Annotated in this window: 27 protein-coding genes; 16 read left to right on the forward strand and 11 right to left on the reverse strand. The window is 64.4% G+C overall.

Features of this window, described 5'->3' with window-relative positions:
* Window positions 1-42: 42 nt before the first annotated feature.
* The 4 genes from QM588_RS09225 (at window position 43) to purH (ending at window position 5049) form a co-directional block, all read left to right on the forward strand.
* A complete protein-coding gene (locus QM588_RS09225; RefSeq protein WP_283312736.1) occupies window positions 43-1260 on the forward strand; it encodes a DUF5336 domain-containing protein in 1218 nt (405 codons plus the stop codon).
* A gap of 72 nt (window positions 1261-1332) precedes the next feature.
* Window positions 1333-2802 carry a cell division protein PerM gene (locus QM588_RS09230; protein WP_283312737.1) on the forward strand — a complete coding sequence of 490 codons (1470 nt, stop codon included), beginning with the start codon at window positions 1333-1335 and terminating at the stop codon, window positions 2800-2802.
* Window positions 2803-2881: 79 nt separating this feature from the next.
* The gene (purN, locus tag QM588_RS09235) at window positions 2882-3496 is read left to right on the forward strand and encodes a phosphoribosylglycinamide formyltransferase (RefSeq protein ID WP_283312738.1); all 615 of its coding nucleotides are present in this window, start codon (window positions 2882-2884) and stop codon (window positions 3494-3496) included.
* On the forward strand, window positions 3493-5049 hold the full coding sequence (gene purH, locus QM588_RS09240) for a bifunctional phosphoribosylaminoimidazolecarboxamide formyltransferase/IMP cyclohydrolase (protein WP_283312739.1): 1557 nt from the start codon (window positions 3493-3495) through the stop codon (window positions 5047-5049). The genes purN and purH overlap by 4 nt, the downstream gene beginning before the upstream one ends.
* 67 nt (window positions 5050-5116) lie before the next feature.
* Here the strand turns inward: purH and QM588_RS09245 are convergent, their stop codons facing one another.
* Window positions 5117-5980, reverse strand: coding sequence for a DUF559 domain-containing protein (locus QM588_RS09245; protein ID WP_283312740.1), 864 nt, complete (start codon window positions 5978-5980; stop codon window positions 5117-5119).
* Window positions 5981-6207: 227 nt separating this feature from the next.
* On the opposite strand from QM588_RS09245, the gene QM588_RS09250 reads away from it, so the two are divergent.
* A complete protein-coding gene (locus QM588_RS09250) occupies window positions 6208-7593 on the forward strand; it encodes a sigma 54-interacting transcriptional regulator (protein ID WP_283312741.1) in 1386 nt (461 codons plus the stop codon).
* On the forward strand, window positions 7593-9539 hold the full coding sequence (locus QM588_RS09255; RefSeq protein ID WP_283312743.1) for a vWA domain-containing protein: 1947 nt from the start codon (window positions 7593-7595) through the stop codon (window positions 9537-9539). The genes QM588_RS09250 and QM588_RS09255 overlap by 1 nt, the downstream gene beginning before the upstream one ends.
* On the opposite strand, the gene QM588_RS09260 is transcribed toward QM588_RS09255, so the two are convergent.
* The 7 genes from QM588_RS09260 to rpmB form a co-directional block, all read right to left on the reverse strand.
* A complete protein-coding gene (locus tag QM588_RS09260; RefSeq protein WP_283312744.1) occupies window positions 9540-10112 on the reverse strand; it encodes a DUF1707 SHOCT-like domain-containing protein in 573 nt (190 codons plus the stop codon).
* Window positions 10113-10137: 25 nt separating this feature from the next.
* Window positions 10138-10602 carry a hypothetical protein gene (locus QM588_RS09265; RefSeq protein WP_027496026.1) on the reverse strand — a complete coding sequence of 155 codons (465 nt, stop codon included), beginning with the start codon at window positions 10600-10602 and terminating at the stop codon, window positions 10138-10140.
* A gap of 46 nt (window positions 10603-10648) precedes the next feature.
* Window positions 10649-11575, reverse strand: coding sequence for an AEC family transporter (locus QM588_RS09270; protein WP_283312882.1), 927 nt, complete (start codon window positions 11573-11575; stop codon window positions 10649-10651).
* Window positions 11576-11656: 81 nt separating this feature from the next.
* Window positions 11657-11911 (reverse strand): 30S ribosomal protein S18, encoded by a 255-nt coding sequence (gene rpsR / locus QM588_RS09275; protein ID WP_008719028.1) that lies wholly within the window; start codon window positions 11909-11911, stop codon window positions 11657-11659.
* Window positions 11912-11925: 14 nt separating this feature from the next.
* Complete coding sequence (gene rpsN, locus QM588_RS09280) at window positions 11926-12231, reverse strand: 30S ribosomal protein S14 (RefSeq protein WP_283312746.1); 306 nt, start codon at window positions 12229-12231, stop codon at window positions 11926-11928.
* A gap of 3 nt (window positions 12232-12234) precedes the next feature.
* Complete coding sequence (rpmG, locus tag QM588_RS09285) at window positions 12235-12405, reverse strand: 50S ribosomal protein L33 (RefSeq protein ID WP_170944568.1); 171 nt, start codon at window positions 12403-12405, stop codon at window positions 12235-12237.
* Entirely contained in the window at window positions 12402-12638 is a 237-nt protein-coding gene (gene rpmB, locus QM588_RS09290; protein WP_032365915.1) for a 50S ribosomal protein L28, read from the reverse strand. Before rpmB ends, rpmG begins: the two co-directional genes overlap by 4 nt.
* Before the next feature lie 137 nt (window positions 12639-12775).
* On the opposite strand from rpmB, the gene mrf reads away from it, so the two are divergent.
* The 5 genes from mrf to QM588_RS09315 all read left to right on the forward strand — a co-directional run bounded on the left by mrf (window position 12776) and on the right by QM588_RS09315 (window position 17073).
* Window positions 12776-14008, forward strand: a complete 1233-nt coding sequence (mrf, locus tag QM588_RS09295) for a ribosome hibernation factor-recruiting GTPase MRF (protein ID WP_283312884.1) — start codon at window positions 12776-12778, stop codon at window positions 14006-14008.
* On the forward strand, window positions 14005-14265 hold the full coding sequence (locus QM588_RS09300) for a type B 50S ribosomal protein L31 (RefSeq protein WP_032365913.1): 261 nt from the start codon (window positions 14005-14007) through the stop codon (window positions 14263-14265). Before mrf ends, QM588_RS09300 begins: the two co-directional genes overlap by 4 nt.
* A 3-nt stretch (window positions 14266-14268) precedes the next feature.
* The gene (gene rpmF, locus QM588_RS09305; protein WP_027496033.1) at window positions 14269-14436 is read left to right on the forward strand and encodes a 50S ribosomal protein L32; all 168 of its coding nucleotides are present in this window, start codon (window positions 14269-14271) and stop codon (window positions 14434-14436) included.
* Between the two features lie 77 nt (window positions 14437-14513).
* The gene (locus QM588_RS09310) at window positions 14514-15578 is read left to right on the forward strand and encodes a VIT1/CCC1 transporter family protein (RefSeq protein ID WP_283312748.1); all 1065 of its coding nucleotides are present in this window, start codon (window positions 14514-14516) and stop codon (window positions 15576-15578) included.
* Window positions 15579-15891: 313 nt separating this feature from the next.
* Window positions 15892-17073, forward strand: coding sequence for an RtcB family protein (locus tag QM588_RS09315; RefSeq protein WP_283312749.1), 1182 nt, complete (start codon window positions 15892-15894; stop codon window positions 17071-17073).
* Window positions 17074-17161: 88 nt separating this feature from the next.
* Here the strand turns inward: QM588_RS09315 and QM588_RS09320 are convergent, their stop codons facing one another.
* Window positions 17162-17458: a hypothetical protein gene (locus tag QM588_RS09320; protein WP_032373046.1), complete on the reverse strand. Its 297-nt coding sequence runs from the start codon at window positions 17456-17458 to the stop codon at window positions 17162-17164.
* Window positions 17459-17902: 444 nt separating this feature from the next.
* Here QM588_RS09320 and QM588_RS09325 point away from each other — a divergent pair, with 444 nt between their 5' ends.
* Window positions 17903-19621 carry a metallophosphoesterase gene (locus QM588_RS09325; RefSeq protein WP_032373045.1) on the forward strand — a complete coding sequence of 573 codons (1719 nt, stop codon included), beginning with the start codon at window positions 17903-17905 and terminating at the stop codon, window positions 19619-19621.
* A gap of 64 nt (window positions 19622-19685) precedes the next feature.
* On the opposite strand, the gene QM588_RS09330 is transcribed toward QM588_RS09325, so the two are convergent.
* A complete protein-coding gene (locus QM588_RS09330) occupies window positions 19686-20702 on the reverse strand; it encodes a magnesium and cobalt transport protein CorA (protein ID WP_283312751.1) in 1017 nt (338 codons plus the stop codon).
* A 78-nt stretch (window positions 20703-20780) separates the two neighbouring features.
* Between QM588_RS09330 and QM588_RS09335 the strand changes: the two genes are divergently transcribed.
* On the forward strand, window positions 20781-21209 hold the full coding sequence (locus QM588_RS09335; protein ID WP_032373044.1) for a VOC family protein: 429 nt from the start codon (window positions 20781-20783) through the stop codon (window positions 21207-21209).
* Here QM588_RS09335 and QM588_RS09340 read toward each other — a convergent pair.
* Window positions 21206-21487: a PASTA domain-containing protein gene (locus QM588_RS09340; protein WP_032373043.1), complete on the reverse strand. Its 282-nt coding sequence runs from the start codon at window positions 21485-21487 to the stop codon at window positions 21206-21208. The genes QM588_RS09335 and QM588_RS09340 overlap by 4 nt on opposite strands.
* Before the next feature lie 114 nt (window positions 21488-21601).
* Between QM588_RS09340 and QM588_RS09345 the strand changes: the two genes are divergently transcribed.
* The 3 genes from QM588_RS09345 (at window position 21602) to QM588_RS09355 (ending at window position 24430) form a co-directional block, all read left to right on the forward strand.
* Window positions 21602-22216, forward strand: coding sequence for a trimeric intracellular cation channel family protein (locus QM588_RS09345; RefSeq protein WP_032373042.1), 615 nt, complete (start codon window positions 21602-21604; stop codon window positions 22214-22216).
* Window positions 22217-22292: 76 nt separating this feature from the next.
* Window positions 22293-22979 (forward strand): response regulator transcription factor, encoded by a 687-nt coding sequence (locus QM588_RS09350; RefSeq protein WP_027496041.1) that lies wholly within the window; start codon window positions 22293-22295, stop codon window positions 22977-22979.
* 56 nt (window positions 22980-23035) lie between these two features.
* Window positions 23036-24430 carry a HAMP domain-containing sensor histidine kinase gene (locus QM588_RS09355; RefSeq protein WP_283312885.1) on the forward strand — a complete coding sequence of 465 codons (1395 nt, stop codon included), beginning with the start codon at window positions 23036-23038 and terminating at the stop codon, window positions 24428-24430.
* The last annotated feature ends 38 nt before the right edge of the window (window positions 24431-24468 follow it).

Raw genomic sequence — 24468 nt, forward strand, 5'->3', positions numbered from 1 at the left:
CCGACCGACCTGGGTACGGCACTATCAGGATGAGGAGACGCGATGACCTACTCGCCCGGCAGCCCTGACAACGGGGGCTCCAACTCTGGTGGCTACGGCGGTGGCGGACCGTCCTACGGTCCCTCGTCCACGCCGAATCAGTCGACGCCCAATCAGCCGAATCAGCCGTCGTCGGGTGCCTACCCCCAGTCGGGTCAGAACCAGCCGTTCCATCAGCCGTCCGTCTCCAACCCGTTCGGCCCGCCCGTGCCGGGTACTTCGGCACCGAGTGGGCCCGCACCGGGCACGTCCGGGCGCTCGACGAAGCCGTCCGGTGCCGGGCTGGCAAGTCTGCCGAGGATTCTGACCTTCGTGGTGCTGGGTCTCGGTGTCGTCAACTTCTTGCTCGGCCTGCTCGATTTCGTCACGGCGGAGGTGTCGTCGTCCGAGCAATTGCCCAGCGGCATCCAGACCTCGTTCAGCACGAACTTCTTCGAGTCCGGTGGGAGTGCGGCCTCCATCGCGTTTCTGCTTGCCGCGGGTCTGATCGCAGGTGCATCGCTGCTGCAGAAGGACGCCCGAAACCAGGCCGTGGTCGCAGCTCTGGCCATCGCCGGATTCCTGGTGCTCGTCTTCCAATCGTTCAGCCTGCCCAGTGCCGAGGGCAACGAGTTCGCCAGCACCACCAGTTCGCTGGGGATCGGCGCGATCCTGGTGCTCGTGCTGGGCTTCGTGCAGGCAGCGGCCGCTGTGGTTGCGCTGCTGCTCGACGCGGGCATCGTCAAGGCCCCGGCACCCAAGCAGTCCGGCTTCGGCAACCAGAACCAGCAGTCCGGCTACGGGCAGCAGAGTCCGTACAACGCGCCGACGACGTCGTTCGGTGGACCGTCCGGACCCCAGAACTACAGCAACCCGCCGGCCTACGGTCAGGCCCCGTCGAACACAGCAGGCCCGTCGAATTTCGGGCAGGCACCGAGTGGACAGACGTCCGGCCAGCATTCCTACGGTTCCGGCGCACAGTCGCCGTACGGCAATCAGCCTGCGCCCAACACCGCACCGCAGGGCGGATACTCGCCGCCGCCGTACACCGGTCCGAGCGGTCCGCCCGCCGGCCAGGCGTACCCGCCGAACCAGTACCAGTACGGCGGCCAGCTGTCCGGCTACGGTCAGCCGTCGAGCACACCTGAGGAGTCCGAATCGGGCGCACAGTCGACGCCGTACGGCGCGCCGACTCAGTCGTTCGGTGCCACTCCCGCGGACGACGACAACAAGCGCGACTGATTTCGCACGTCACACTCGACTTCGCGGCGCGCCTGCCCGGCGTGCCGCGAAGTTGATGCGAATCTCGTAGTGATGAGCGATCTATTGAACCGAGATACTCGACGCGCGGCCGCACGCAGTTCCCGTGTCGGCACCGGGCCGACGCCCGATCAGTCACGGATGCTCGCTGCAGTGGCCTTCAAGACCTCCGGGTTGGTGGTGGTCATCGCCACGACCCTGGTCCTGATCACCCTCGTCTCGGTCAACAGTGACCTCACCGGAACCCTCGGTGCCATCGCCGGTTCCTGGTTCGCGGTGCACCTGGTGCCACTGAGCATCGGTGGCACGTCGATGGGCGTCGCCCCGATGCTTCCCACTCTCATCGTCGCCTGGTCCGTCGCACGCACGGTCCACCACGCGGTGGACGAGACCACCGACCGTCGCATGGTCAGGTGGGTTTTCGCCGCGTCGATTGCAGGCCCCCTCGCCTTCACGGCCATCGCCCTCGCCGTCGCCAAGGACGCGTCGACCGTCATCGGACTGTCGAGCCCCAACGCACTCGTCGCCTTCTCTTGGGTGGCCGGAGTACACGCAGCGGCGTCGGGCACCGGCCTGATCCTCGCTCGCTGGGATGCCCTGGTGATCGATCGACACCTTCCAGATTGGGTACGCGCACTCGTCGCGCCGCTCGTGCGGTCCGTTTCGGTGCTGACGGCAGGCGGCGCCGCCATCGTGCTGTTGGCTCTGCTCGTCTCCTGGAACACCGCCGGTTCACTGCTCGACAACGGACGCACCCTCGTCGGCATGCTGGGACTGACCGTGCTGTCGGTGCTGTACCTGCCGAACATTGTCCTCGGTGCCCTCGCCGTCGCGACGGGGTCCTCGGCGAGTTTCGGAGACGCATCGGTCAGCCTGTTCTCGACGACCGGCGGACCGCTTCCGCCGCTCCCGATCCTCGCCGTCCTCCCCGAAGGCTCCGCGCAGACGATCTGGATAGTCATGCTCGTCGTTCCCATCGCCGCCGGACTGGTCCTGGGGCGCGACTGCGCGATCCGAAGCGTGGACGTCCAGGTCGCGGTCTCCTCGGTGTGGGCGGTCGCCGCCGTCATCGGAGCACTCGCCGCGGTGTTCGGCTACGCCGCAGGCGGAAATCTCGGCACGTTCGGAACAGTCGAAGTAACCGTGTGGAGCTTCGCACTATTGACCTTCGCCTGGCTCGGCGTCGTCGGATCCGCCGCGGCCGCTCTCGTCGTGTGGCGTCGAGCAGACCCGGAACCCGACCACGAACCCCACGACCGATCCGGCACCGAGCAGTCCGTGCCGGCGACCGTGCCCGCAGCAGAACTGGCCATCGAAGCGCCTGCATCGGAGCCGGACGAGGTTGTCACGGACACCGTCGTCGAGGCCGAGGTCGTGGACGAGAAGCCGGTCGAGCCGGTGGCAGCGGACGATCCGATCGCGGCAGGCACCGAATCCGACGAACCGCTCGAGGCCGAGATCGTCGCTCCACCCCCGACCCAGGACGACGCGTCGAGCACTGCGGAGGACGGACCTGCCCGGTAGGGGCGTGGGTCGGAGCGACTAGGCTTTCCGCTGGCTCGAACGATCCCCTCGATACCTCAGGAGTAGTGCGCTGACTGCCTTGCGTGAGACACCCGCGCGGGTCGTCGTCCTCGCGTCGGGGACCGGCTCGCTCCTGCAGTCGCTCGTCGCGGCGACAACCGTCGAGGACTACCCGGCGCGCATCGTGGCCGTCGGAGTCGATCGAGAGTGCGCTGCCGCTCGTCATGCCGACGACGTCGCGATCCCACATTTTCGTATCTGCTTGCGAGACTTCGCCGATCGGTCGGCCTGGGATGCGGCGCTCACCGATGCAGCACTGGGGTTCGAGCCTGATCTGATCGTCACGGCAGGGTTCATGAAGATCTTGGGTCCTCGATTTCTCGACGCGTTCGCCGGCCGAATCGTCAACACGCACCCCGCGCTGCTGCCGTCGTTCCCCGGTGCGCACGCCGTTCGAGACGCGCTGGACCACGGCGTCAAACTGACCGGTTCGACGGTGCATCTGGTCGATTCCGGTGTCGACACCGGGCCGATCCTGGCTCAGGAAGCGGTGCCCGTACTCGACGGCGACGACGAAGCCGCATTGCACGAACGCATCAAGACTGTGGAACGACGGTTGCTGGTCGACGTGATCGCAGCGGTCGCAGCCAAAGGTGTCACCTCCGATGGACGAAAGGCTCAGATAATCCGATGAGTGAACGTAAAGCGGTGCGCCGCGCACTGGTCAGTGTCTACGACAAGACCGGACTGATCGAACTGGCGACCGGTTTGCACGCCGCGGGCGTCGCTCTGGTGTCCACCGGATCGACGGCGAGCAAGATCGCCGACGCCGGAATCCCGGTCACCAAGGTCGAGGACCTCACCGGATTCCCCGAGACCCTCGAGGGCCGCGTCAAGACGCTGCATCCTCGCGTTCATGCCGGGGTCCTCGCCGACACCCGCAAGCCCGAGCACCTGGCTCAGCTGGACGAGCTGGGCATCGAGGCGTTCGAGCTCGTCGTGGTCAACCTGTACCCGTTCACCGAGACCGTCGCCAGTGGTGCCACACCCGACGAATGCGTCGAGCAGATCGACATCGGCGGACCGTCGATGGTGCGCGCCGCCGCGAAGAACCACCCGTCGGTTGCGGTTGTCGTGGACCCGAGTCGGTACGACGATGTACTCACCGCTGTCTCCGGCGGCGGATTCACGCTCGCCGAGCGCACATCTCTTGCCGCGCAAGCGTTTCAGCACACCGCGGCCTACGACGTCGCAGTGGCGTCGTGGATGTCGAGCGTTCTGACCCCCGACACCGAGACGGTGTTCCCCGAGTGGATCGGCGGCACCTGGGACCGCTCCGCAGTACTTCGGTACGGCGAGAACCCGCACCAGGAGGCTGCCCTGTACGTCGACTCCTCCGCTGCTGCCGGTATCGCTCAGGCCGAGCAGCTGCACGGAAAAGAGATGTCGTACAACAACTTCACCGATTCGGATGCGGCCTGGCGGGCGGCATTCGATCACTCGGAGCCCACCGTCGCGATCATCAAGCACGCCAACCCGTGCGGCATCGCCGTCGGCACCGACATCGCCGAGGCGCACCGCAAGGCGCATGCGTGCGATCCCGTGAGTGCTTACGGCGGCGTCATCGCAGCCAACCGTGAGGTCACCGTCGAGATGGCCGAGCAGGTGGCCGAGATCTTCACCGAGGTCATCATCGCGCCCTCCTACGCCGACGGCGCACTGGGAGTGCTGCAGCGCAAGAAGAACATTCGAGTTCTGCTCGCAGAGGCACCGCCCACGGCGGGCGTCGAACTCAAGCCGATCTCCGGCGGAGCGCTACTGCAGCAGCGAGACGTCATCGACGCCGACGGCGACGATCCGGCCAACTGGACCCTCGCCGCCGGCGAACCCGCCGACGAGCAGACCCTGAAGGATCTCGAATTCGCCTGGCGCGCAGGACGAGCCGTCAAGTCCAACGCAATTCTGCTCGCCCACGACGGCGCGTCGGTCGGCGTCGGAATGGGCCAGGTCAACCGCGTCGATGCCGCCCACCTCGCAGTCCAGCGAGCCGGAGATCGTGTCGTCGGTTCGGTCGCGTCCTCCGATGCCTTCTTCCCGTTCCCCGACGGCTTGCAGGTCCTCATGACCGCGGGCGTCAAAGCCGTTGTGCAGCCTGGTGGTTCGGTTCGCGACAACGAAGTGATCGCAGCTGCACAGGACGCGGGTGTGACACTGTATCTGACAGGTTCGCGGCACTTCGCGCACTAGCTGTTGCTGCCGAACTCGAAGTTATGGATGGATTTGTGTAGAAATCCGTCCATAACTTCGAGTTCGGCTATACCTTCGCACCGGCAGCACGTAGTGTGTCCCGAACCCGGGCCGCAACGCCCCACGGGTCGGTGCGAAGCTGCCTGGCGCTGACTCGGATCACAACCCATCCGAGTGCCTCGAGAAGGAACTGGCGCTCGATGTCCCAGGCGCGTTGTTTCTCGTCGGCCCAATGCTGTTCACCGTCGTACTCGACCGCAACTTTCCACTGTGCCCAGCCGATATCGATGCGCGCGAACACTTTTCCGTCGGGGCCGATCACTTCTATCTGAGTCTGCGGTCGCGGTAGACCCGCGGCAAGCAAGGCCAATCTGGTGCGTGTTTCCTGAGGAGACTCAGCACCGGGATCCACAACGCCGAGCACCTCGCGCAGCTGAACGATGCCGCGGGCTCCTCGATGATCCTCAGCGAGTCTGCCGATCTCATGGGTGCCCACCCCGGTGGCACGGCACAGTGCGTCGAGCCTTGCTACAGCAGTACCGAAGGGTCTGCGACGGCCGAGGTCATAGGCAGTGCGCGCCGCTGTTGTGATGACCACACCGTCGACGGTCTCGGTCTCGTTCGGCGCCAGCTCATCGAAACCGATGCGAAGGCCGTCGAACTTCTTACGATGCTCTGCCCACAGGAGTTCGGCGTCGTCGTCGCCGGAGATCCATTTCGACCCGTGGAGTGCGGCAGCACTCAGGCCGGACACGACGGCGTTCCCATGCGAGTACAGCCAGGCTGCCCGCGCTCGGGTCGGTGCGTCCAGCTCGCTGTCCGGGTCGATGTAGACATCGCGATAGATCCGTCGAAAGTGGCCTCGAAGCTGCTGGCGGGTCACCAGACCGTTCGCCAGTGCCTCGGATCCGACGAACGGTGCGCTGTCCATGCACGCACTGTGGCATCGAATTCGGGCGGAAAGCGGAGTAGGTGCCGGCTGTGGATGAACAAAATTGTTGTGCACAGTTACCCAGCTGTGATCGATCGTCAGCCGAAGGTGTGCATACCTTGCCGAACTCGAAGTTAGGGACGAAATGCGCCCGGATTTCGTCCATAACTTCGAGTTCGGCGGAAGACTAGATGGCAGCAATCGTCAAACGCTCGTAGCGTGGAGAAGTGACCTCCACCAAACCTGGCATCTCCACTCTCGGCGAACTCAAGGCATCCGGACATCGGCAGCGGTCGATCAAGGAAGAGCTCCGCGAAAATCTTCTGACGGCGTTGCGTGACGACCAAGATCCGTGGCCGGGGATCGTCGGCTTCGGGTCGACGGTGCTGCCGCAATTCGAGCGCGCGATTCTGGCCGGTCACGACGTCGTTTTACTGGGAGAGCGTGGGCAGGGCAAGACGCGTCTGCTGCGTACCCTCAACCTGCTGCTCGACGAGTGGGTGCCGGTGATCGCCGGTGCCGAACTGGGCGAGCATCCGTACGAGCCCATCACCCCCGCGAGTATTCGTAGAGCGAAGGAACTCGGGGACGACCTGCCGATCGAGTGGCGGCACCGCAGCGAGCGGTACGCCGAAAAGCTCGCCACCCCGGATACTTCGGTCGCCGACCTCGTCGGCGATGTCGATCCGGTCAAGGTCGCCGAGGGCCGCAGCTTGGGCGACCCGGAGACCATTCACTTCGGTCTGGTTCCGCGCAGTCATCGCGGCATCGTGGCTATCAACGAGCTTCCCGACCTTGCTGAGCGCATTCAGGTGTCGCTGCTCAACGTCATGGAGGAGCGCGACATTCAGGTTCGCGGCTACACCCTGCGCCTTCCACTCGACGTCATGTTGGTGGCCAGCGCCAACCCCGAGGACTACACCAATCGTGGACGCATCATCACTCCGCTCAAGGACCGCTTCGGTGCCGAGATCAGAACGCACTACCCGCTCGAGCTCGACGACGAGGTAGCCGTCATCGAGCAGGAAGCGGACTTGCAGGCCGAGGTCCCGGCATACCTGCTCGAGGTGCTCGCTCGATTCACTCGACTGCTGCGCGAATCGCCGTCGGTCGACCAGCGCTCCGGCGTCTCGGCACGATTCGCGATCGCCGCTGCCGAAACGATCGCTGCCGCAGCGGTTCACCGCGCCGCGATACTCGGCGAAGCGGACGCGGTAGCGCGGCCGGTGGACCTGGGCACGATCATCGAGGTGCTGCGCGGCAAGGTCGAGTTCGAGTCCGGCGAAGAAGGCCGCGAAATCGAGGTCCTCGAACACATGCTTCGACGCGCGACGGCGGACACCGTGCGTGCGCACCTGGGTGGACTGAACCTCGCGGCGTTGGTGACGGCCGTCGAGAGCGGTGACCCTATCGTCACCGGCGATCGCATCACCGCAAAGGCTCTGCTCGACGAGCTGCCCGACGTGGCCGTGATCGGCGACATCACCGAGCGGTTGAAGGCGACCTCGGACGGTGAGAAGGCAGCCGCCGTCGAACTTGCCCTCGAAGGTCTCTACCTCGCGCGGCGAATCTCGAAGGATCCCGACGACGACGGTCAGACGGTGTACAGCTGATGCGTCGTTCCAGGTACGGGCGCTATCACGACGGCCCGGATCCGCTGGCTCCTCCCGTCGATCTGCGGGAGGCGTTGGATGCGATCGGCGAGGACGTCCTCGAGGGGGCGTCGCCTCGCCGGGCGCTGCAGGAGATGCTGCGGCGCGGAACGAAGAACATGCGTGGACTCGACGACCTCGCGGCCCAGGCTGCCAAGCGTCGCCGAGATCTGCTGAAGCAGAACAACCTCGACGGAACGCTGCAGGAAGTGCGTGAGCTGCTGGACAAGGCAGTGCTCGAGGAGCGCAAGGCGTTGGCTCGTGCCCTCGACGACGATGCGCGGTTCCAGGAGATGCAGATCGGCGATCTGTCGCCGTCCACCGCCCAAGCGGTGCAGGAGCTCTCGGATTACGACTGGCGTTCGTCGGAGGGGCGCGAGAACTACGAGAAGATCAAGGATCTGCTCGGCCGCGAGATGCTCGATCAGAGATTCGCCGGCATGAAGCAGGCTCTCGAAGGTGCCACCGAGCAGGATCGTCAGGCCATCAGCGAAATGCTGAAGGACCTCAACGAACTGCTCGACGCCCACAACAAGGGCGAGAACACCGACGAGCAGTTCGACCAGTTCATGAGCAAGCACGGTCAGCATTTTCCGGAAAACCCGAAGAATGTCGACGAGCTGTTGGACTCGCTCGCCCAGCGGGCCGCGGCGGCGCAGCGATTGCGCAACTCTCTCACGCCCGAGCAGAGAGCCGAGTTGGATGCTTTGGCGCAGCAGGCTTTCGGTGATTCGAACCTGCTGGATCAGCTCGATCAACTGGATCAGAATCTGCAGCAGGCCCGGCCCGGTGAGGATTGGGACGGTTCGCAGAACTTCCGCGGCGAGAACGGAATGGGTCTGGGCGACGGTACCGGAGCCCTGCAGGACATTGCCGATCTCGAGAATCTGGGGAATCAGCTCTCGCAGCAATACAACGGGGCAGCGTTGGACGATATCGACGCCGACGCGTTGCTGAAGCAACTCGGACCGGAGGCTGCGGCCGATGCCCGGATGCTCTCCGAGCTCGAAAAGGCGCTGCAGCAGCAGGGTTTCATGGACAAGGGTGCCGACGGTCAGTGGCGTCTGTCGCCGAAAGCCATGCGCCAATTGGGGCAGTCGGCGCTGAAGGATGTCGCGGGAAAGCTGTCTCGACGCGGCGGCGAGCGAGATACTCGCAAGGCCGGCGCGATGGGTGAGCCGACGGGAGCGTCGCGCACCTGGGAATTTGGCGACACCGAACCGTGGGACGTGACCCGCACGGTCAACAACGCCGTCTTGCGTACGGCTGCACAGGGATCGGGCTTTCCAGTGAAGCTGCAGGTGACGGATGTGGAGATCAGCGAGACCGAAACCCGGACACAGGCTGCGGTGGCGTTGTTGGTCGACACGTCGTTCTCGATGGTGATGGACGGCCGCTGGGTGCCGATGAAGCGCACCGCGTTGGCTCTCAATCACCTGGTGAGTACTCGTTTTCGCGGGGACGACCTACAACTCATCGGATTCGGCAGGCACGCACAGACATTGACGGCGTCGGAGCTCGCCGGCCTGGACGGTGCCTACGATCAGGGCACCAATCTGCATCACGCGTTGATGCTCGCAGTGCGGCATCTGCGTCGTCATCCCAATGCACAGCCGGTGGTCTTGATCGTCACCGACGGTGAACCGACGGCTCATCTGGAGCCGGGCGGCCATGCGTATTTCGATTACCCGCCGTCGTCGAAGACGTTGGGGTTGACGGTGCGTGAGCTCGATACCGTCGCGAAACTCGGTGCGCAGGTGACGATTTTCCGTCTCGGTGACGATCCCGGTCTGGCCCGGGTGGTCGACAAGATGGCCGAACGGGTCGGCGGCCGGGTCATCGCGCCGGATCTGGACGGATTGGGTGCTGCAGTGGTGAGCGACTACCTCAAGCGTCGGCGATCGTAGTCACTTCTCTGCTGCCTTGATGTCCACCGAGACTCCGCCCCAGAAGGCGAGTCCGGTGATGACCACTCGGGGCGCACCGGGGTGCGTGGCGCTGACGTGCTCGAATCCGCCCATGATTCCGGTGCCGCGGACCTCGACGCCGATGCCGGGCGGCACGGTGATCTCGATGCCGCCCATGATCGCGACGCAGTTGATCGTGGTTTCCTGGGCCGAGAACGTCGCTCGGCGTAGGTCGAGTTGCACTCCACCCCAGAAGGCGAGCGCGTCGATGCGTGCGGCGACGGTCCATTCGCCTTTGCGAACCGATCCGCTCATGATTGCGATGGCCCGATCGGTCTGGGGAGCACCGGTCTGCGTCGTCGGCGGAGGTGGGGCGAGGGCCAGATCGTCGGTCAGCAGATCCAAATCGCCGTAGGTCTTCGCCCGGTACGCGGCCGCCGTCCGCTCGTCGTACTCGGTGACGGTCAGTTGGCCGTTGGCGAACGCGTCGCTCAGCAGCTGCGCCACGAGGTTGCGATCGGCATCGGCAGCGCGCACCGTACTTCGATTTCGGTCGGGTAGTTGATCGCTCACCGGTCGGACATTACCGGCGACCGGGTCAGGCCGCATTCAGGATTGCGCGATGACCCAGCGGCGACGCCAGCGTGATCTGCATGGTGGCGTAGACGGCAACCATGATGCAGGACTTGTCCTCGGCGTCCGGTCTGGTCCCGGTACGCAGTTCGATCGTGACGGCCGTATCGGTCTCGGTCACCGTCGCGTCGGCTCCGTAGCACTCGGGCGTGCCGGTGACGAAGTGCACCGCGATGGTGTTGGGGGAGACCTGGCTCCACGACTCGAACGGAGTGGTCGTCGCGCGAATCAGATCCGGTGTCGACTCGAACATCGTGCCGACGTCGCCGACGGGAACTTCGTGGGGGACGGGCGGCGCGCTCGGTTGCTGGACGAACCCGATGGGGGTGGTGGAGTTCGTTGTCGGTGTCGTCTCGTCGTCGTCACCGGCGGCGGTGCTACAGCCGGCCAAGAGCAGGCACAGCATGACACCTGCAGCGAGAAACCTCATGAACCCAAAGTAGCGCTGGGAGCTGAGGAGAACCTTTGCGTTCGTCTCATGCCAGCAGCACCGTGACGAGCGCGATGACCGGAATCGAGACCAGTGTGGTGACGAATGCCGTGTCGCGAGCAAGAACGACCCCTCGCTGGTAGCGGCTGGCGAAGACGAAGACGTTCTGCGCGGTGGGCAGTGCCGAGACGACGACGATGGCGAACAGGTCGTGTCCGTCGAGGCCGAAGACGAATCGGGCCATCAGATACCCGAGCAGGGGCTGCAGCGCCATCTTGAACAGGGTCGCCAGGGCCACGTCCCGTCGCGGGCTGATGCCCTTCTGCAGCACTCGCGCGCCGTACAGCGACAGTCCGAACGCCAGCAGTGCACCCGGAACGGACAGGTTGCCGACGAGTTGGAACGGCTGCATGAGCGCCTCGGGGAGCTCGAATCCGGTGATCGACAGTACGAGACCCGCAGCCCCGGCCAGCACGATCGGGTTTCGGAACGGCGTCGTGACCGTCTTGAACAGGGAGACCTCGTCGATCTTGGTGGAGATGTCGAGGATGGTCACCGCGATCGGCGTGTAGATCATGATCTGGAACAGCAGCAGGGGAGCGACGAAGTTGGCGTCGCCCAGAACGAACACGGCGATCGGGATACCGAGGTTCGCGGCATTGACGTAGGAACTCGCGAGTGCGCCGACGGTCGCGTCGGGCACGGCGCGTTTCAGCGCGACCTTCGCGATGACGAAGTAGATGGCCCCGACGAGCAGCGCAGTGGAACCGGCGACGGCCAATACGGGGGACAGGATGACCGACAGGTCCGACTTGGCCAACGTGACGAACAGCAGCGACGGCGTCGCCACGAAGAACACGAGTCGGCTCAGAACGAACTGCCCGTGTTCGCCGAGGACTTTCAGGTGGGCGAGCAGGTAGCCCAATGCGATGACGACGAAGATGACGGTGAAGCCTTCGAGAACGCCGGACATCGTCGAACTGCTCATTTCTTGCTAGGAACGACAGAAAGGCCACGTAGCCCCTGGGCTACGTGGCCTTTCTCGAAAGCTGATTCAGCGGCTGGTGAACGGCAGCAATGCCATTTCACGAGCGTTCTTCACTGCAACAGCGACCTGGCGCTGCTGCTGCGGGGTGAGCCCGGTGACCCGACGGCTGCGGATCTTGCCGCGGTCGGAAATGAACTGACGAAGAAGGTTGATGTCCTTGTAGTCCACCGTGGTGACCTTGGCGGCGTTCAACGGGTTCTTCTTCGGTCGACGACCCGCCTCTGCGCGGACCTTCTTCGACGGTGCTCTCTTGACTGCCATCTCTACCTTTTCCCTTACCAGCTCGACTTGTGGACGCCTGGCAGCTCCCCGCGGTGAGCCATCTCGCGCATCTTCACGCGGGACAGCCCGAATTTCCGTAGGTAACCGCGCGGACGTCCATCCGCAGCGTCACGATTGCGCAATCGTACCGGACTCGAATCGCGTGGCAGACGCTGCAGTGCCGCCTGGGCCTGTGCGCGCTCGGAATCGCTGCTCGAGGGCTTGCGAATGATCTCTTTGAGCTTCGTACGACGCGTTGCCCAGCGGGCGACGACGACCTTGCGTTGCTCGTTCTTCGCGATCTTCGATTTCTTGGCCACCGGTCAGCGCTCCTCTCGGAAATCGACGTGCTTGCGGACAACCGGGTCGTATTTCTTCATCACGAGTCGGTCGGGATCGTTCCGGCGGTTCTTGCGGGTGACGTAGGTGTAGCCGGTACCTGCGGTCGACTTGAGTTTGACGATGGGACGGACGTCGGTGCTCTTGCCCATCAGATCTTCTCCCCGCGTGCGCGGATCTTGGCTACCACGGCATCGATGCCGTCGCGGTCGATGGTCTTGATGCCCTTGGCCGAGAGCGTGAGGGTGACGCGGCGTCCGAGGCTGGGGGCGTAGTAGGTCTTGCGCTGGATGTTGGGATCCCACCTGCGGCTGGTGCGCACGTGGGAGTGCGAGACCGACTTTCCGAAGCTGGGGGTGCGGCCGGTGACCTGGCAGTGCGCTGACATGAGCACTCCCTTCTTGCCGTTATGACAATCGTTTTCGACAAAGCGTTCAAGCGAATGTAGCGTGCATCCTCAGAGAATGACAATCGTTGTCGAGAAGAAAGGCGCTCGTGAACACATCACCGGACGATCGAACCCCGATGGTCCTCGTCTCCGGCTGGACCGGAGCCATGGACGCTGTCGTGACATCGCTGCTCGCGCCGGGAACTGTCGCAGTCCGCCACGACCTGAGCCGCGTCACCGAGGGCGTCGTACGCCGAACGCTGTACGTCCTGAGTGAGAACCCGCGCGAGACGATCCTGGAACTGGCGCACGGCTGTGTCTCCTGCACGCTGCGCGAGGACCTGCTGCCGCTGCTGCGTGCACTGTCGAGCCGCAGCAGTGTCGATCGCATCGTGCTCGTTCTGGACCCCGCACTCGAGCCCGAGGCGTTGTGCTGGGCGGTGGACAACGTCATCGTCGCCGACGTGGTGGGGCAGATCGACGGCCCGGCCTCGCGAGACGTACGTATCGAGGCCGTGATCGGCTGCCTCGACGCCGCAACCTGGCTGGCCGACGCCACCGGCGACGACACCTTGGCCGACCGAGGCATCGTCGCGAGTGGGGATGACGATCGAACCGTCGCGCAGCTGGTGGTCGGGCAGGTCGACTACGCCGACGCTCTCGTCGTCACCGCAGGTCCCGATGTCGACGCGTGGGAGCGTGCCAGGCTTGCGGCTGTGCTCGCGCGGTTGGCACCGAACGCACCCGTCGTCTGGGTTTCTCAGGACTCGATGGTCGACGGCCCAGCAGTTCTCGCGTCCGTTCCCTTCGATGCCCGGCGCGGTGAGATCACGGACGCCCACTCTCCGCTGTTGCGCGGCCAGCCGCCCTTGTCCGTCGACTGCGGAGTCGCACTCGTGGAGTTCACCGCAACTCGGCCGTTCCATCCCGAACGACTGCACGAGGCCATCGACGTGTTGCTCGACGGCGTCGTCACCGCCCGCGGACGGGCGTGGGTGGCCACGCAACCCGACGAAGCGCTCTGGATCGAATCGGCCGGCGGCGGACTACGGGTGGCGAGCGCCGGAAAGTGGCTTGCGGCAATGACTCCGGCGGAACAGGATCGCGTCGACACCACCAGGCGAGCGATGGCCGCGCTGCGGTGGGACGAGCAATTCGGCGATCGAGACACGTCATTGGTGATCCTGGTTCATCAGGCCGACCCCACCGAGATCGACCGAACTCTGCAGTGGGCGTTGGTGTCCGACGACGAGATGACCGATCCCGCTCAGTGGACCACGTGGACCGACCCGTTCGGCCAATGGCACGAAGACCCCTGCGAGAGCAGCGAATCCCCCTACGCAGACCAGTCACGAGAGGCAACAGAATGAAGCCAGGCATCCACCCGGACTACCATCCGGTGGTGTTCCAGGACTCGAGCACCGGGAACAAGTTCCTCACTCGATCCACCGTCACGTCCGCTCGCGAGACCGAGTGGGAAGACGGCAACACCTACCCCCTGATCGTCGTCGACGTCTCGTCCGAATCGCACCCCTTCTGGACCGGGGCGACACGCGTCATGGACACCCAGGGACGCGTCGAGAAGTTCGAGAAGCGCTACGGCCGTCGAAGCCGAAAGGAGGCGTGAGACATGGCTGTTCCGAAGAGAAAGATGTCGCGTTCCAACACGCGTAGCCGACGGGCACAGTGGAAGGCCGTCGCCCCGGATCTCGTGACGGTGCGTTTTCAGGGCCGTGAGTTCAGAGTGCCGCGCAGGTTGGTCAAAGCGGTCCAGGCCGGCGTCTACGACCCGAGCTGACTGCCCCCTCGTGCGCGTTGTGCGCCCTTCCAGGTACGCACAACGCGCACGAGGGCGGAGCCCGGTACGTTTGCTCGATGGACGGAACGGAACCCTCGTCGAAGGACGTCAAGCGATGGCGGCAGTACCTCGCCGACGAGCGGGCCGAGGCCGCCGTCTATCGCGACCTGGCTGGTAGGCGCAACGGCGAGGAACGCGAAATTCTGCTCGAGTTGGCCGACGCGGAAGGTCGCCACGAACAGCATTGGCGCAATCTGCTCGGCGATCGCGTCGGGATGCCGCTCAAAGGCGACATTCGTACCCGGATCCTCGGTGTGCTGGCCCGCCGCTTCGGATCGGTGTTCGTCCTCGCCCTCGCGCAACGCGCCGAGACCCGCTCGCCCTACGCGACCGACGCCGATGCCACCGACGCGATGACCGCCGACGAGCAGATACACGCCGAGGTCATCCGGGCTTTGGCTGCCCGCGGCCGCAATCGACTCTCGGGAACCTTCCGCGCCGCGGTGTTCGGTGCCAACGACGGACTGGTCAGCAACCTCGCCCTGGTGCTCGGCATCAGCGGATCCGGAGTGTCCAACCAGATCGTGTTGGTCACCGGACTCGCCGGCCTACTCGCCGGCGCGCTGTCGATGGGAGCAGGCGAATACGTCTCGGTGCGCTCGCAACGCGAACTGCTCGAGGCGTCGTCGCCCGACAGCGCCGCGAGTGAGGCCGTCCAACACCTCGACGTCGACGCCAACGAACTCGCCCTCGTCTACCGCGCCCGCGGAATGACCCACGAGGATGCCGACGCGAAAGCCGCGGAAGTCATCCGACTCCTGCCCGCCGTCGAAGAACCGGCCACCGACATCGACGAGCACGAATCCATCGGAACAGGGCTCGGTGCTGCCGCAGCGAGCTTCTGCTTCTTCGCCTCCGGTGCCGTCATCCCGGTGTTGCCGTACCTGTTCGGCCTCGAAGGCTATGTGGCCCTTGCCGTTGCCGCGGTACTCGTCGGACTGGCACTGATCGGTACGGGCCTGATCGTCGGACTGCTCAGCGGCGGTCCGCCCGTCAAGCGCGCACTGCGACAACTCGCCATCGGATACGGCGCGGCCGGGGCGACATATCTATTGGGACTCGCATTCGGTGGGGGAGTGTAGGTTCCGCTTCTTTTTGGGCCGGAATGCACAATAGCGACGCACATCGACGGGATCCCGTCCGAGCGGCGCACTTCTGTGCATTCTGTCCCGTCTCCCATCCTCACGGTCGAATTAATTAGCTCGCGTCGGAGACTTTCAGCTCGATAGGGTCATCGCCATGCGCGCCACTTGTCTGCCCTGCGCGGCTCTCGACACGAGAGTCCGTCCGAGCATTGTGCTGCGCGCATATTCATCCGAGCTGTGTGCTGCTCTCACCGGCAAACAGCGACCCATCGAATAGCTCTCTCTCGCCGAGGGGGCAGAAAGGAACATCATGCCCCCGAACAAGGTGGGCTTACGGCTGCTCAACTGGGCGTCACAGCTCGAGGACAAGACGCTCGAGCAGGCTCGCGAAACAGCATCGATGCCGTTCGTGCATCCACACGTCGCCCTGATGCCCGACGCGCACAGCGGCATGGGAAGTGCTGTGGGGACGGTCATTCCGACGTTGGGTGCCGTGATTCCCGCCGCCGTCGGTGTCGACATCGGCTGCGGAATGATCGGTGTCCGAACAGAATTCGCCCTCGATGACCTCGACGGACGGAACCTGAAGGATTTGCGACTTGCCATCGAGGCCAGCATCCCCCTCTCACCCGGCAACTACAACGTCGGTGTCGATCGATGGCAGTTCACTGCGCCAAAGCTGCTCGAACTCGAGGAGTTGGCGGCCAGGGACGGTGTAGAGCTGAACCACTCACCGCAGTGGCGGGAGCAGCTCGGTTCGTTAGGCGGCGGCAATCACTTTGCCGAGTTGTGCCTCGACGAGACCGATCGAGTGTGGCTGTTTCTGCACAGTGGGTCGAGGGGCGTGGGGAACAAGATCGCGAAGAAGCACATCGCGATTGCGCAGCGATTGTGTGCCCAATGGTGGATTTCGTTGCCCAACAAAGATCTCGCGTACCTGCCCGAGAGCTCGACTGAATTCGCGCAGTACATCAGAGATCTGAAGTGGGCGCAGCGGTTCGCGTACCTGAACCGGGCTGAGATGATGGACCGGTTCGGCGCGGTGTTCGCCGAGTGGATGGGAACGGACGACCATCGCGAAGTCGAGCGAATCAATTGCCATCACAACTACACGGTGAAGGAAACGCACTTCGGCAAGGACGTCTGGCTCACCCGTAAGGGTGCAATCGACGCACACGAGGGTGTGAAGGCGATCATCCCGGGGTCGATGGGGACGCGTTCGTACGTGGTCGCCGGTAAGGGTTCCAAGGCCGGCCTGTGCTCGGCTCCTCACGGTGCCGGTCGGCAGTTCTCTCGGACCGAGGCCAGGAAGCGGTTCACCCACGAGAACCTGCAGGAGCGGATGAAGGGGATCGAGTTTCGCGACAGTGCAGACTTCATCGACGAGATTCCCGACGCCTACAAGTCCATCGACGTCGTGATGGAGGACGCCCGCGACCTGGTGAGCGTCGAGCACGAGCTACGCCAGATTCTCAACGTCAAGGGGACCTGAGGGTGCAGGGCCCTGTTGAACGACGAAGGACGCGCACCGAGATCACTCTCGGTGCGCGTCCTTCGTGTCGTTCAGGGGAGGAGAAGACTCACTCCTCTTCGGGGCACGAGAAGGTGATGGTCACGTTGCTGCGGTCGATGGGCGCGAAGTACACCGAGCGCAGGGCAGTTGCTGTGCGATCTGCGAGTGCGCAATCGTTGATGGGGCCGTCGAGCTTGACCAGCATCAGGTTGCCGCTGTCCTTGATGATTGCTCGCGCGGCGGAGATCGACTTGCCCTCGATCTTGTCCTTGAAATCGGGCACATCGGCGGCCTGCGCCAGCGGGGCGAATCCGAGCGCACAGGCAATGGACAGTGCAGCTACGGTCAACGACTTCTTCAGCATGACTTCTCCTCGGTTTTCAACTGTTGGCTCCCGTTGACTGGCTGCAGCCACAGGGGCGCGTGCAATCACCGGAGGTGTATAACTCACGTCGAACTTCAGCCAACGGGCGCTGACCTCAAGTTTCGTGCTCACAGTAGCAGTGCGTACGGCCATCGGCGCGCTGGTTGTCCACTGAATGGGCAAGCAAATTGTCGCGATTATCCACTCGGATATCTCAAGAGCTCTGACTGGCGCTCGTGTGGCTGGATATCTACCGATCTTTACCGCAGTGTTGCGTGAGGTTGCGGCCTTTCTGAACCGCCGTTGCCCTTGGTCCGGTGGGGCCTTCCTTCTCGACGGGATTGTCCCCGTTCGTCCTGTTGTGCCTCGCTGTTCTCCGTCTGTTCACCTGCAATGTGCTCTGCTGTTCAGCGTCCGAGGGGGCTCGGCGGTCACCATCGATTCATGACGCTCAATCCCGCAGGCGAGACCGTCGCGACCGGAATTCCGGGGACGCTCGCCGAGAACATGACGATGGCCGAGCAACACGACTGGCATCGGTCGTTCCTGCGGCGGCACCCGGTGAGTCGACGCAACTTCCTGGTCGGTGCCGCAGCCACGGCAGCCGCGGTGGGCGTCGGTAATTCGGCGTTCACGCGCACCGCCTATGCGCAGGACGCCCCGCTGGCGGTGGCCGGTCGACACATGGGCTTCGGCAACGACCCGGCGACGCAGTTGCGATTCTCCGCTCAGCTTTCCCGTAATCCCGGCATCACCGGTGTCTTCCTCGATCACGGCCCGACGCCTGCGTTGGGAGCCACGACCTCCGCCGAGGTGCGCAACCTCGTCAGCCAGGTTCCGCAGACCGATGGCGGCATCCTGTCGGCCGAGCAGTACTACGTGCACGTGCCCGTCGACAATCTGACGCCCAAGCTGCCGCACTATTACCGATGGCGTACCGCGGACGGTTTCGTCAGCGACATCCGCAGCGCATCTCCGGCGCTGCCGACCGGACGCATCGCTCCGTTCCGCTTCACCATGATGGGGGACCAGGGCGTCGACGAAACCCCTTCGCAGCCAGCCGGTCTGGTGGCCGGTGATTACGACGACCTGTACTACAAGGCCGACAACGAACCGTCGGTCAAGCACGCGCGCAACATCAATCGCCAGATCGAGGCGTCGCGTCCGGACTTCCACATTCTCGCCGGCGATATCGCCTACGCGGACCCGTCGGGTGCCGGTCTGCCACCGCAGTTCGCCGGCCACGGCAAGACGCCGCCGAAGGGATTCGACAAGTTCAATCCCTTCGTCTGGGACGGCTACTTCCAGGCGATCGAGGCCAGCGCGTCGACGACACCGTGGTTGTTTGCCACCGGCAACCACGACATGGAGGCGCTGTACAGCCCCAACGGATACGGCGGCCACGCGGCACGTCTCGATCAACCGAGCACCGGGCCGAAAGGCTGCCCGTCGGCATATTCGTTCGTGTACGGCAACACCGCGGTGCTCTCGCTCGACGCGAACGACGTCAGCTACGAGATCAAAGCCAACACCGGCTACAGCGGCGGAGCCCAGAACACCTGGGTGGAGCAGACTCTCGCCAAGTATCGGGCGGACCCGAACATCGACTTCATCGTCTGCTTCTTCCATCACTGCGCCTACTCGACCACCTCGACGCACGCGAGCGACGGCGGCGTACGCGACGCGTGGGTATCGCTGTTCGACAAGTACGAGGTCGACGTGGTGCTCCAGGCGCACAACCACGTGTTCGAGCGCACCGATCCGATCCGCTCCAACCGTGCGACGCGGGTCGCCGGCGACAACGCCACGGTTCGCGGAAAGACCGACGGCACCGTGTACTACACCGTCGGCGGGGGTGGTCGTCCGCGTTACACGTTCCAGGACGGCGAGGGCGTCAGCTACCGGGGCCACGAATTGCCGGACACGGCTGTTCCGAACAGCTACGTCTGGGCGCCCGACGGCACCAAGTCGGCGGAGTCGATCACGTGGTCGCGAGTGAGATTCCTGAACTACTCGTTCGTGAGAGTCGATGTGGTGCCGGGTATTCCGGGCATCAAGGCCAGCGCGATGTCCATCGGAGCGATCGACGAATACGGCAACGAATTCGATCGCCTCACCTTCGAGCGCGATATCCCGGTGGGCCCGATCTTCGGTTCCTCCTGAGTGCCCATGTGAGTGGAACTTCGACCCCTGCTACGAACTTCCACTCACGTGCGGCGCAGCTGCTCTACAGCCACTTCTGACGTTTGAACACGACGTAGAGCGCGCTGGAGCAGATCACCATGGCGATCAGCGCCAGCGGATAACCCAAGTGCCACTTCAGTTCCGGCATGTCCTCGAAGTTCATGCCGTAGATCGCGGCGATGAGCGACGGCGCGAACAGGATTGCGCCCCAGGACGAGATTCGTTTGACCTGTTCGTTCTGCTCGAGGCTGACCTGTGTCATGTTCCGCATCTCTTCGTTCTGCTGCTGCGCCACCATGGTGGAGTGCACCGTCATCGCGTTCTGCAGGTTGGATCGGAACGCTTCGATGCGGTCGGAGATGCGGATGGCGTGGTCCAACACGTCCCGAAGGTTTCGTTGCAGCTCGACATCGACGTGATACTTGTCGGACCCGCGCTTGAGGGATTCGATCATCTCCACCAGAGGTTTTGCCGCACGGTCGAATTCGGACACCTCACGCAGCAGTGAGTAGATGCGCCTCGATACGCTGGGATCGCCGGTGAACAGCTGATCCTCGATTTCGTCGATGTCGGTCTGCAGTCCCTTCACCACCGGGACGTACTCGTCGACCACCTGGTCGAGGATTCCGTACAGGATGGCCTCGGGCCCGAGCGCGAGCAACTCGGGCGATTCCTCCAGTCGATGTCGGACGAGACCGAGTTCGGGTGATTCGGCGTGGCGGATCGTGACGACGAAATCGGCTCCGAGAAAAATGTGCAATTCACCGAATTCGACCTTTTCGGTCTCGTCTATGTACCGCGCGGGTCGCAGAACGACGAACAATTGCTCGGCGTAGCGTTCGAGCTTCGGCCGCTGATGCGCCGCGATGGCATCCTCGACGGCGAGTCGGTGCAGCCCGAATTCCGTTGCTACTGCGTTGATTTCGCTGATCTCGGGACGGTACAGGCCGATCCACGCCATACCGTGGCGGTCACGCATGCACTCGAACGTGATGTCGAGACTCTCCGGATTCGCGGTCCGCTTTCCCTCGACATAGACGGCATTGTCGACGATCGGCACTTCGGGTCACCTCGGTTCGAGAACTTCTAATGTGCCGGACGGCACCCGACCGAGACTATCGCCTGAAACAATGGGGCGATGCAGCAGCAAGTTCATTTCACCACTCTGGCCACTGCGGATCTCGATGCCGCTCGAACGTTCTATTGCGACGGCCTGGGGTGGACGCCGTTGCTCGACGTTCCTGGCGAGATTCTGTTCTTCCAGATCGGGCCCGGTGCGGTGCTCGGTCTGTACGACGCCACCGCGTTCGACGGGGATCTGGGACGGCCGCCGCGCGAACACGATCTCGGCTCGGTCACGTTGGCGCACAACGTCGACGACGCGGCGGCCGTCGACGCGATGTTCGCGGCCACTCTCGCGGCCGGCGCGACACCGATCAAGGCACCGGAGCGGACATCGTTCGGTGGCTATCACGCCCACATCGCCGACCCCAACGGAGTCATCTGGGAAATCTGCCACAACCCCGGTTGGCGCGTCGACGACGACGGGACGGTTCGGCTGACTTAGCCGGCACCGACTATCAGTAGAAGGGAGGCGTTCTCACTGACCTTGTCGCCGGCTTGAAAGTTGGTTCCGACAACCGTCGCGTCAGGACGGTCGTAGTCACTGTTCACGTCGGAGAAGCCTGCATCCGACAATGCCTGCTCCGCGTCCGATTCGGTCAGTCCGGACACTGCGGGAAGCGTCGCGCGGTCGGGCGCTGCGTCGGCGATGGCACCGCCGCCGAGAGTGAGTGCCCCAGCCACCGCGAGGGTGGCGATCGTCTTCTTGAATCCGATGCCCATGTCTTCGTCCTTACTCGTCGGCCCTGTATGACAACGCAACCGTGCTCCCGAAGGCTGTGACGCCGTTTCGATGTTGCTGTGAAGCTGCTGTCAGTCGCATGACATGCTCGTTCGGTGCTTCTCGACCTCCTCGGATACATCGGTATCGCAGTCTTCGCGGCGTCCGGTGCCTTGGTCGGCGTACATCGACGACTCGACCTGTTCGGGGTCTGCGTCGTCGGAATCACGACGGGTATCGGGGGCGGCATCGTTCGCGATCTGCTGCTCGGTATCCATCCGCCGACGTCGCTGGATACCTGGCCGAACGTCACCGTCGGGTTCTTCGCCTCGCTGGTGGTGTTCGTCGCGCATCGGCAGATGGGCAAGGTGCGCCGAGGCGTGCTCGTGCTCGACGCGTTCGGGATGGGCCTGTTCGCGTCGACCGGCGCGACGATCGCCTTGGGTGTCGGCGGTAGCGCCCTGTCGGGAGCGCTGATCGGGACGACGACGGCCGTGGCCGGTGGCGTCATCCGGGACGTCCTCGTCAACGACGTTCCCCTGCTGCTGCACCGCGACCTGTATGCCCTACCTGCGCTGCTCGGTGCGACGGCCGTCGTGGTGGCCGAGGCGCTCACCCTGCCGGAGAACGTCGGGTTGGTCGCGGGGACGGTACTGGCGACCGGCCTGAGATTGCTGGCCCTGTGGCGTAAATGGAACCTGCCCCAGGCTCGGAACCTACCTACGTTGTGAGCTTCGACTGCCGGTGCGCGTACCGACCGACCACCCCTCTCAGCCGTGTCTCAGTCGACCAGGACAAACTGTACCGATGCGGATACTGGTGGTCGACGACGATCGAGCGGTGCGCGAATCGCTGCGCAGGTCGCTCACGTTCAACGGGTACACCGTGGACCTGGCGGTCGACGGCCTCGATGCCCTGGAACAGGTAGCTGCGGCGCGTCCCGATGCGTTGGTGCTCGATGTGATGATGCCGCGTCTCGACGGCCTCGAGGTGTGTCGGCGATTGCGCAGCGTGGGCGACGACCTGCCGATCCTGGTGCTGACGGCGCGTGATTCGGTGTCCGAGCGCGTAGCCGGTCTCGACGCCGGTGCAGACGACTACCTGCCCAAGCCGTTCGCGCTCGAGGAGCTCCTGGCTCGGCTGCGGGCATTGTTGCGGCGCACAGCTATGGAAGCCGGCATCGACTCGGAGACCATGACGTTCGCGGACCTGTCGCTGGACCCGGTCACCCGTGAGGTCTCGCGCGGCGAGCGTTCGATCAGCCTCACCAGGACCGAGTTCTCGTTGCTCGAGATGCTCATGACCAATCCGCGCCGAGTGCTCACCAGAAGTCGCATTCTCGAAGAGGTCTGGGGCTACGACTTCCCGACTTCCGGCAACGCGCTCGAGGTGTACGTCGGGTATCTGCGGCGCAAGACCGAGGCCGAAGGGGAGTCGCGACTGATCCATACCGTTCGCGGTGTCGGATACGTCCTGCGCGAGACGCCCCCGTGATAGGCAGTTCGTTCGGGCGCAAGACGCCCGACGGCGGCGCACTTCCGCCTCCGCCGATGCGGCCACCGACGCCGTTGACGAGATCGGTGTCGTTGCGGTGGCGGGTGACGCTGTTGGCTGCGTCCGTCGTGGCGATCGCGGTGGCCGTCATGGCCATTGCGGCCTACACCGTGGTCTCGCGCGCGCTGTACGGCGACGTGGACACCCAGTTGCGTTCTCGCGCATCGGCATTGGCGGAATCGGACCTGGTGTCCTACGACCCACGGTTCGTGGCCGGTGCCACGTTGTACAGCACCGACGTCAGTGTGGCGTTGATCTACCCCGACATGACCAGTTACAACCCGCCCGGACCCAAGGTGCCCGTCGGCGATTCGGAACTTGCTGTGGTGCGCGGAGAGCAGGCCTCGTCGCTGCGCACACTCGACGATCAGCGAGTGCTCGCGCTGCGCACCAAGGACGGCAGCACCCTGATCGTGGCGCAGCGACTGCTGCCCACCGGGGAAGTGCTGGATCGATTGGCGTGGGTTCTACTGGTCGTCGGTGCGTGCGGTGTGGTGTTGGCGGCGGGTGCCGGCATGGCCGTGGCGCGCACCGGGTTACGGCCGATTGCACGATTGACCGCGGCCGCAGAGCGGGTGGCGCGTACCGACGATCTGACGCCGATTCCGGTGACCGGCGACGACGAATTGGCCCGATTGACCGAGAGTTTCAACACGATGCTCCGAGCCTTGGCCGAATCTCGCGGCAGGCAGAGCAGATTGGTCGCCGACGCCGGGCACGAACTTCGCACGCCGCTGACGTCGCTGCGCACCAACATGGAACTGTTGATCGCGGCGGGACGTCCGGGTGCACCGTCCATTCCCGACGAGGACATGGCCGAGCTGCGAACCGACGTGGTAGCTCAAATTCAGGAATTGTCCACGCTGGTAGGTGATCTGGTGGATCTTGCACGCGAGGACGCACCCGAGACGGTGTTCGAGCGGGTCGATCTGGCCGATGCCGTCGAGCGCAGCCTCGAACGAGCTCGCCGTCGCCGCAACGAGATCGACTTCGATGCCACGCTCATGCCGTGGTTCGTCTACGGAGATCAGGCGGGCCTGTCGAGGGCAGTGCTCAATGTGCTCGACAACGCGGCCAAGTGGAGCCCCAGTGGCGGAGAAGTGCGAATTGCCATGCGGCAGATCGGTGACGGCCTGCTCGAGCTGACAGTGGACGATGCGGGCCCCGGCATTCCGGAGGAAGACCGCGAACTCGTCTTCGAGCGTTTCTATCGCTCGACGGCATCGCGTTCCATGCCCGGATCCGGTCTGGGACTTGCCATCGTGCGGCAGGTGGTCGTCAAACACGGCGGCACGATTGCCGTCGAGGTGTCCGAGCGGGGTGGAGCTCTCATTCGAATCGTGTTGCCCGGTGAGGGTGCCGCGGACCCCGAGACACTCTCGGCAAACTGATAGGCGAGTCTCAGCGCGCTCTCAGTACCGCCCTGCAC

This window comes from Rhodococcus sp. IEGM 1354, assembly GCF_030056855.1.
GTDB lineage: Bacteria > Actinomycetota > Actinomycetes > Mycobacteriales > Mycobacteriaceae > Rhodococcoides.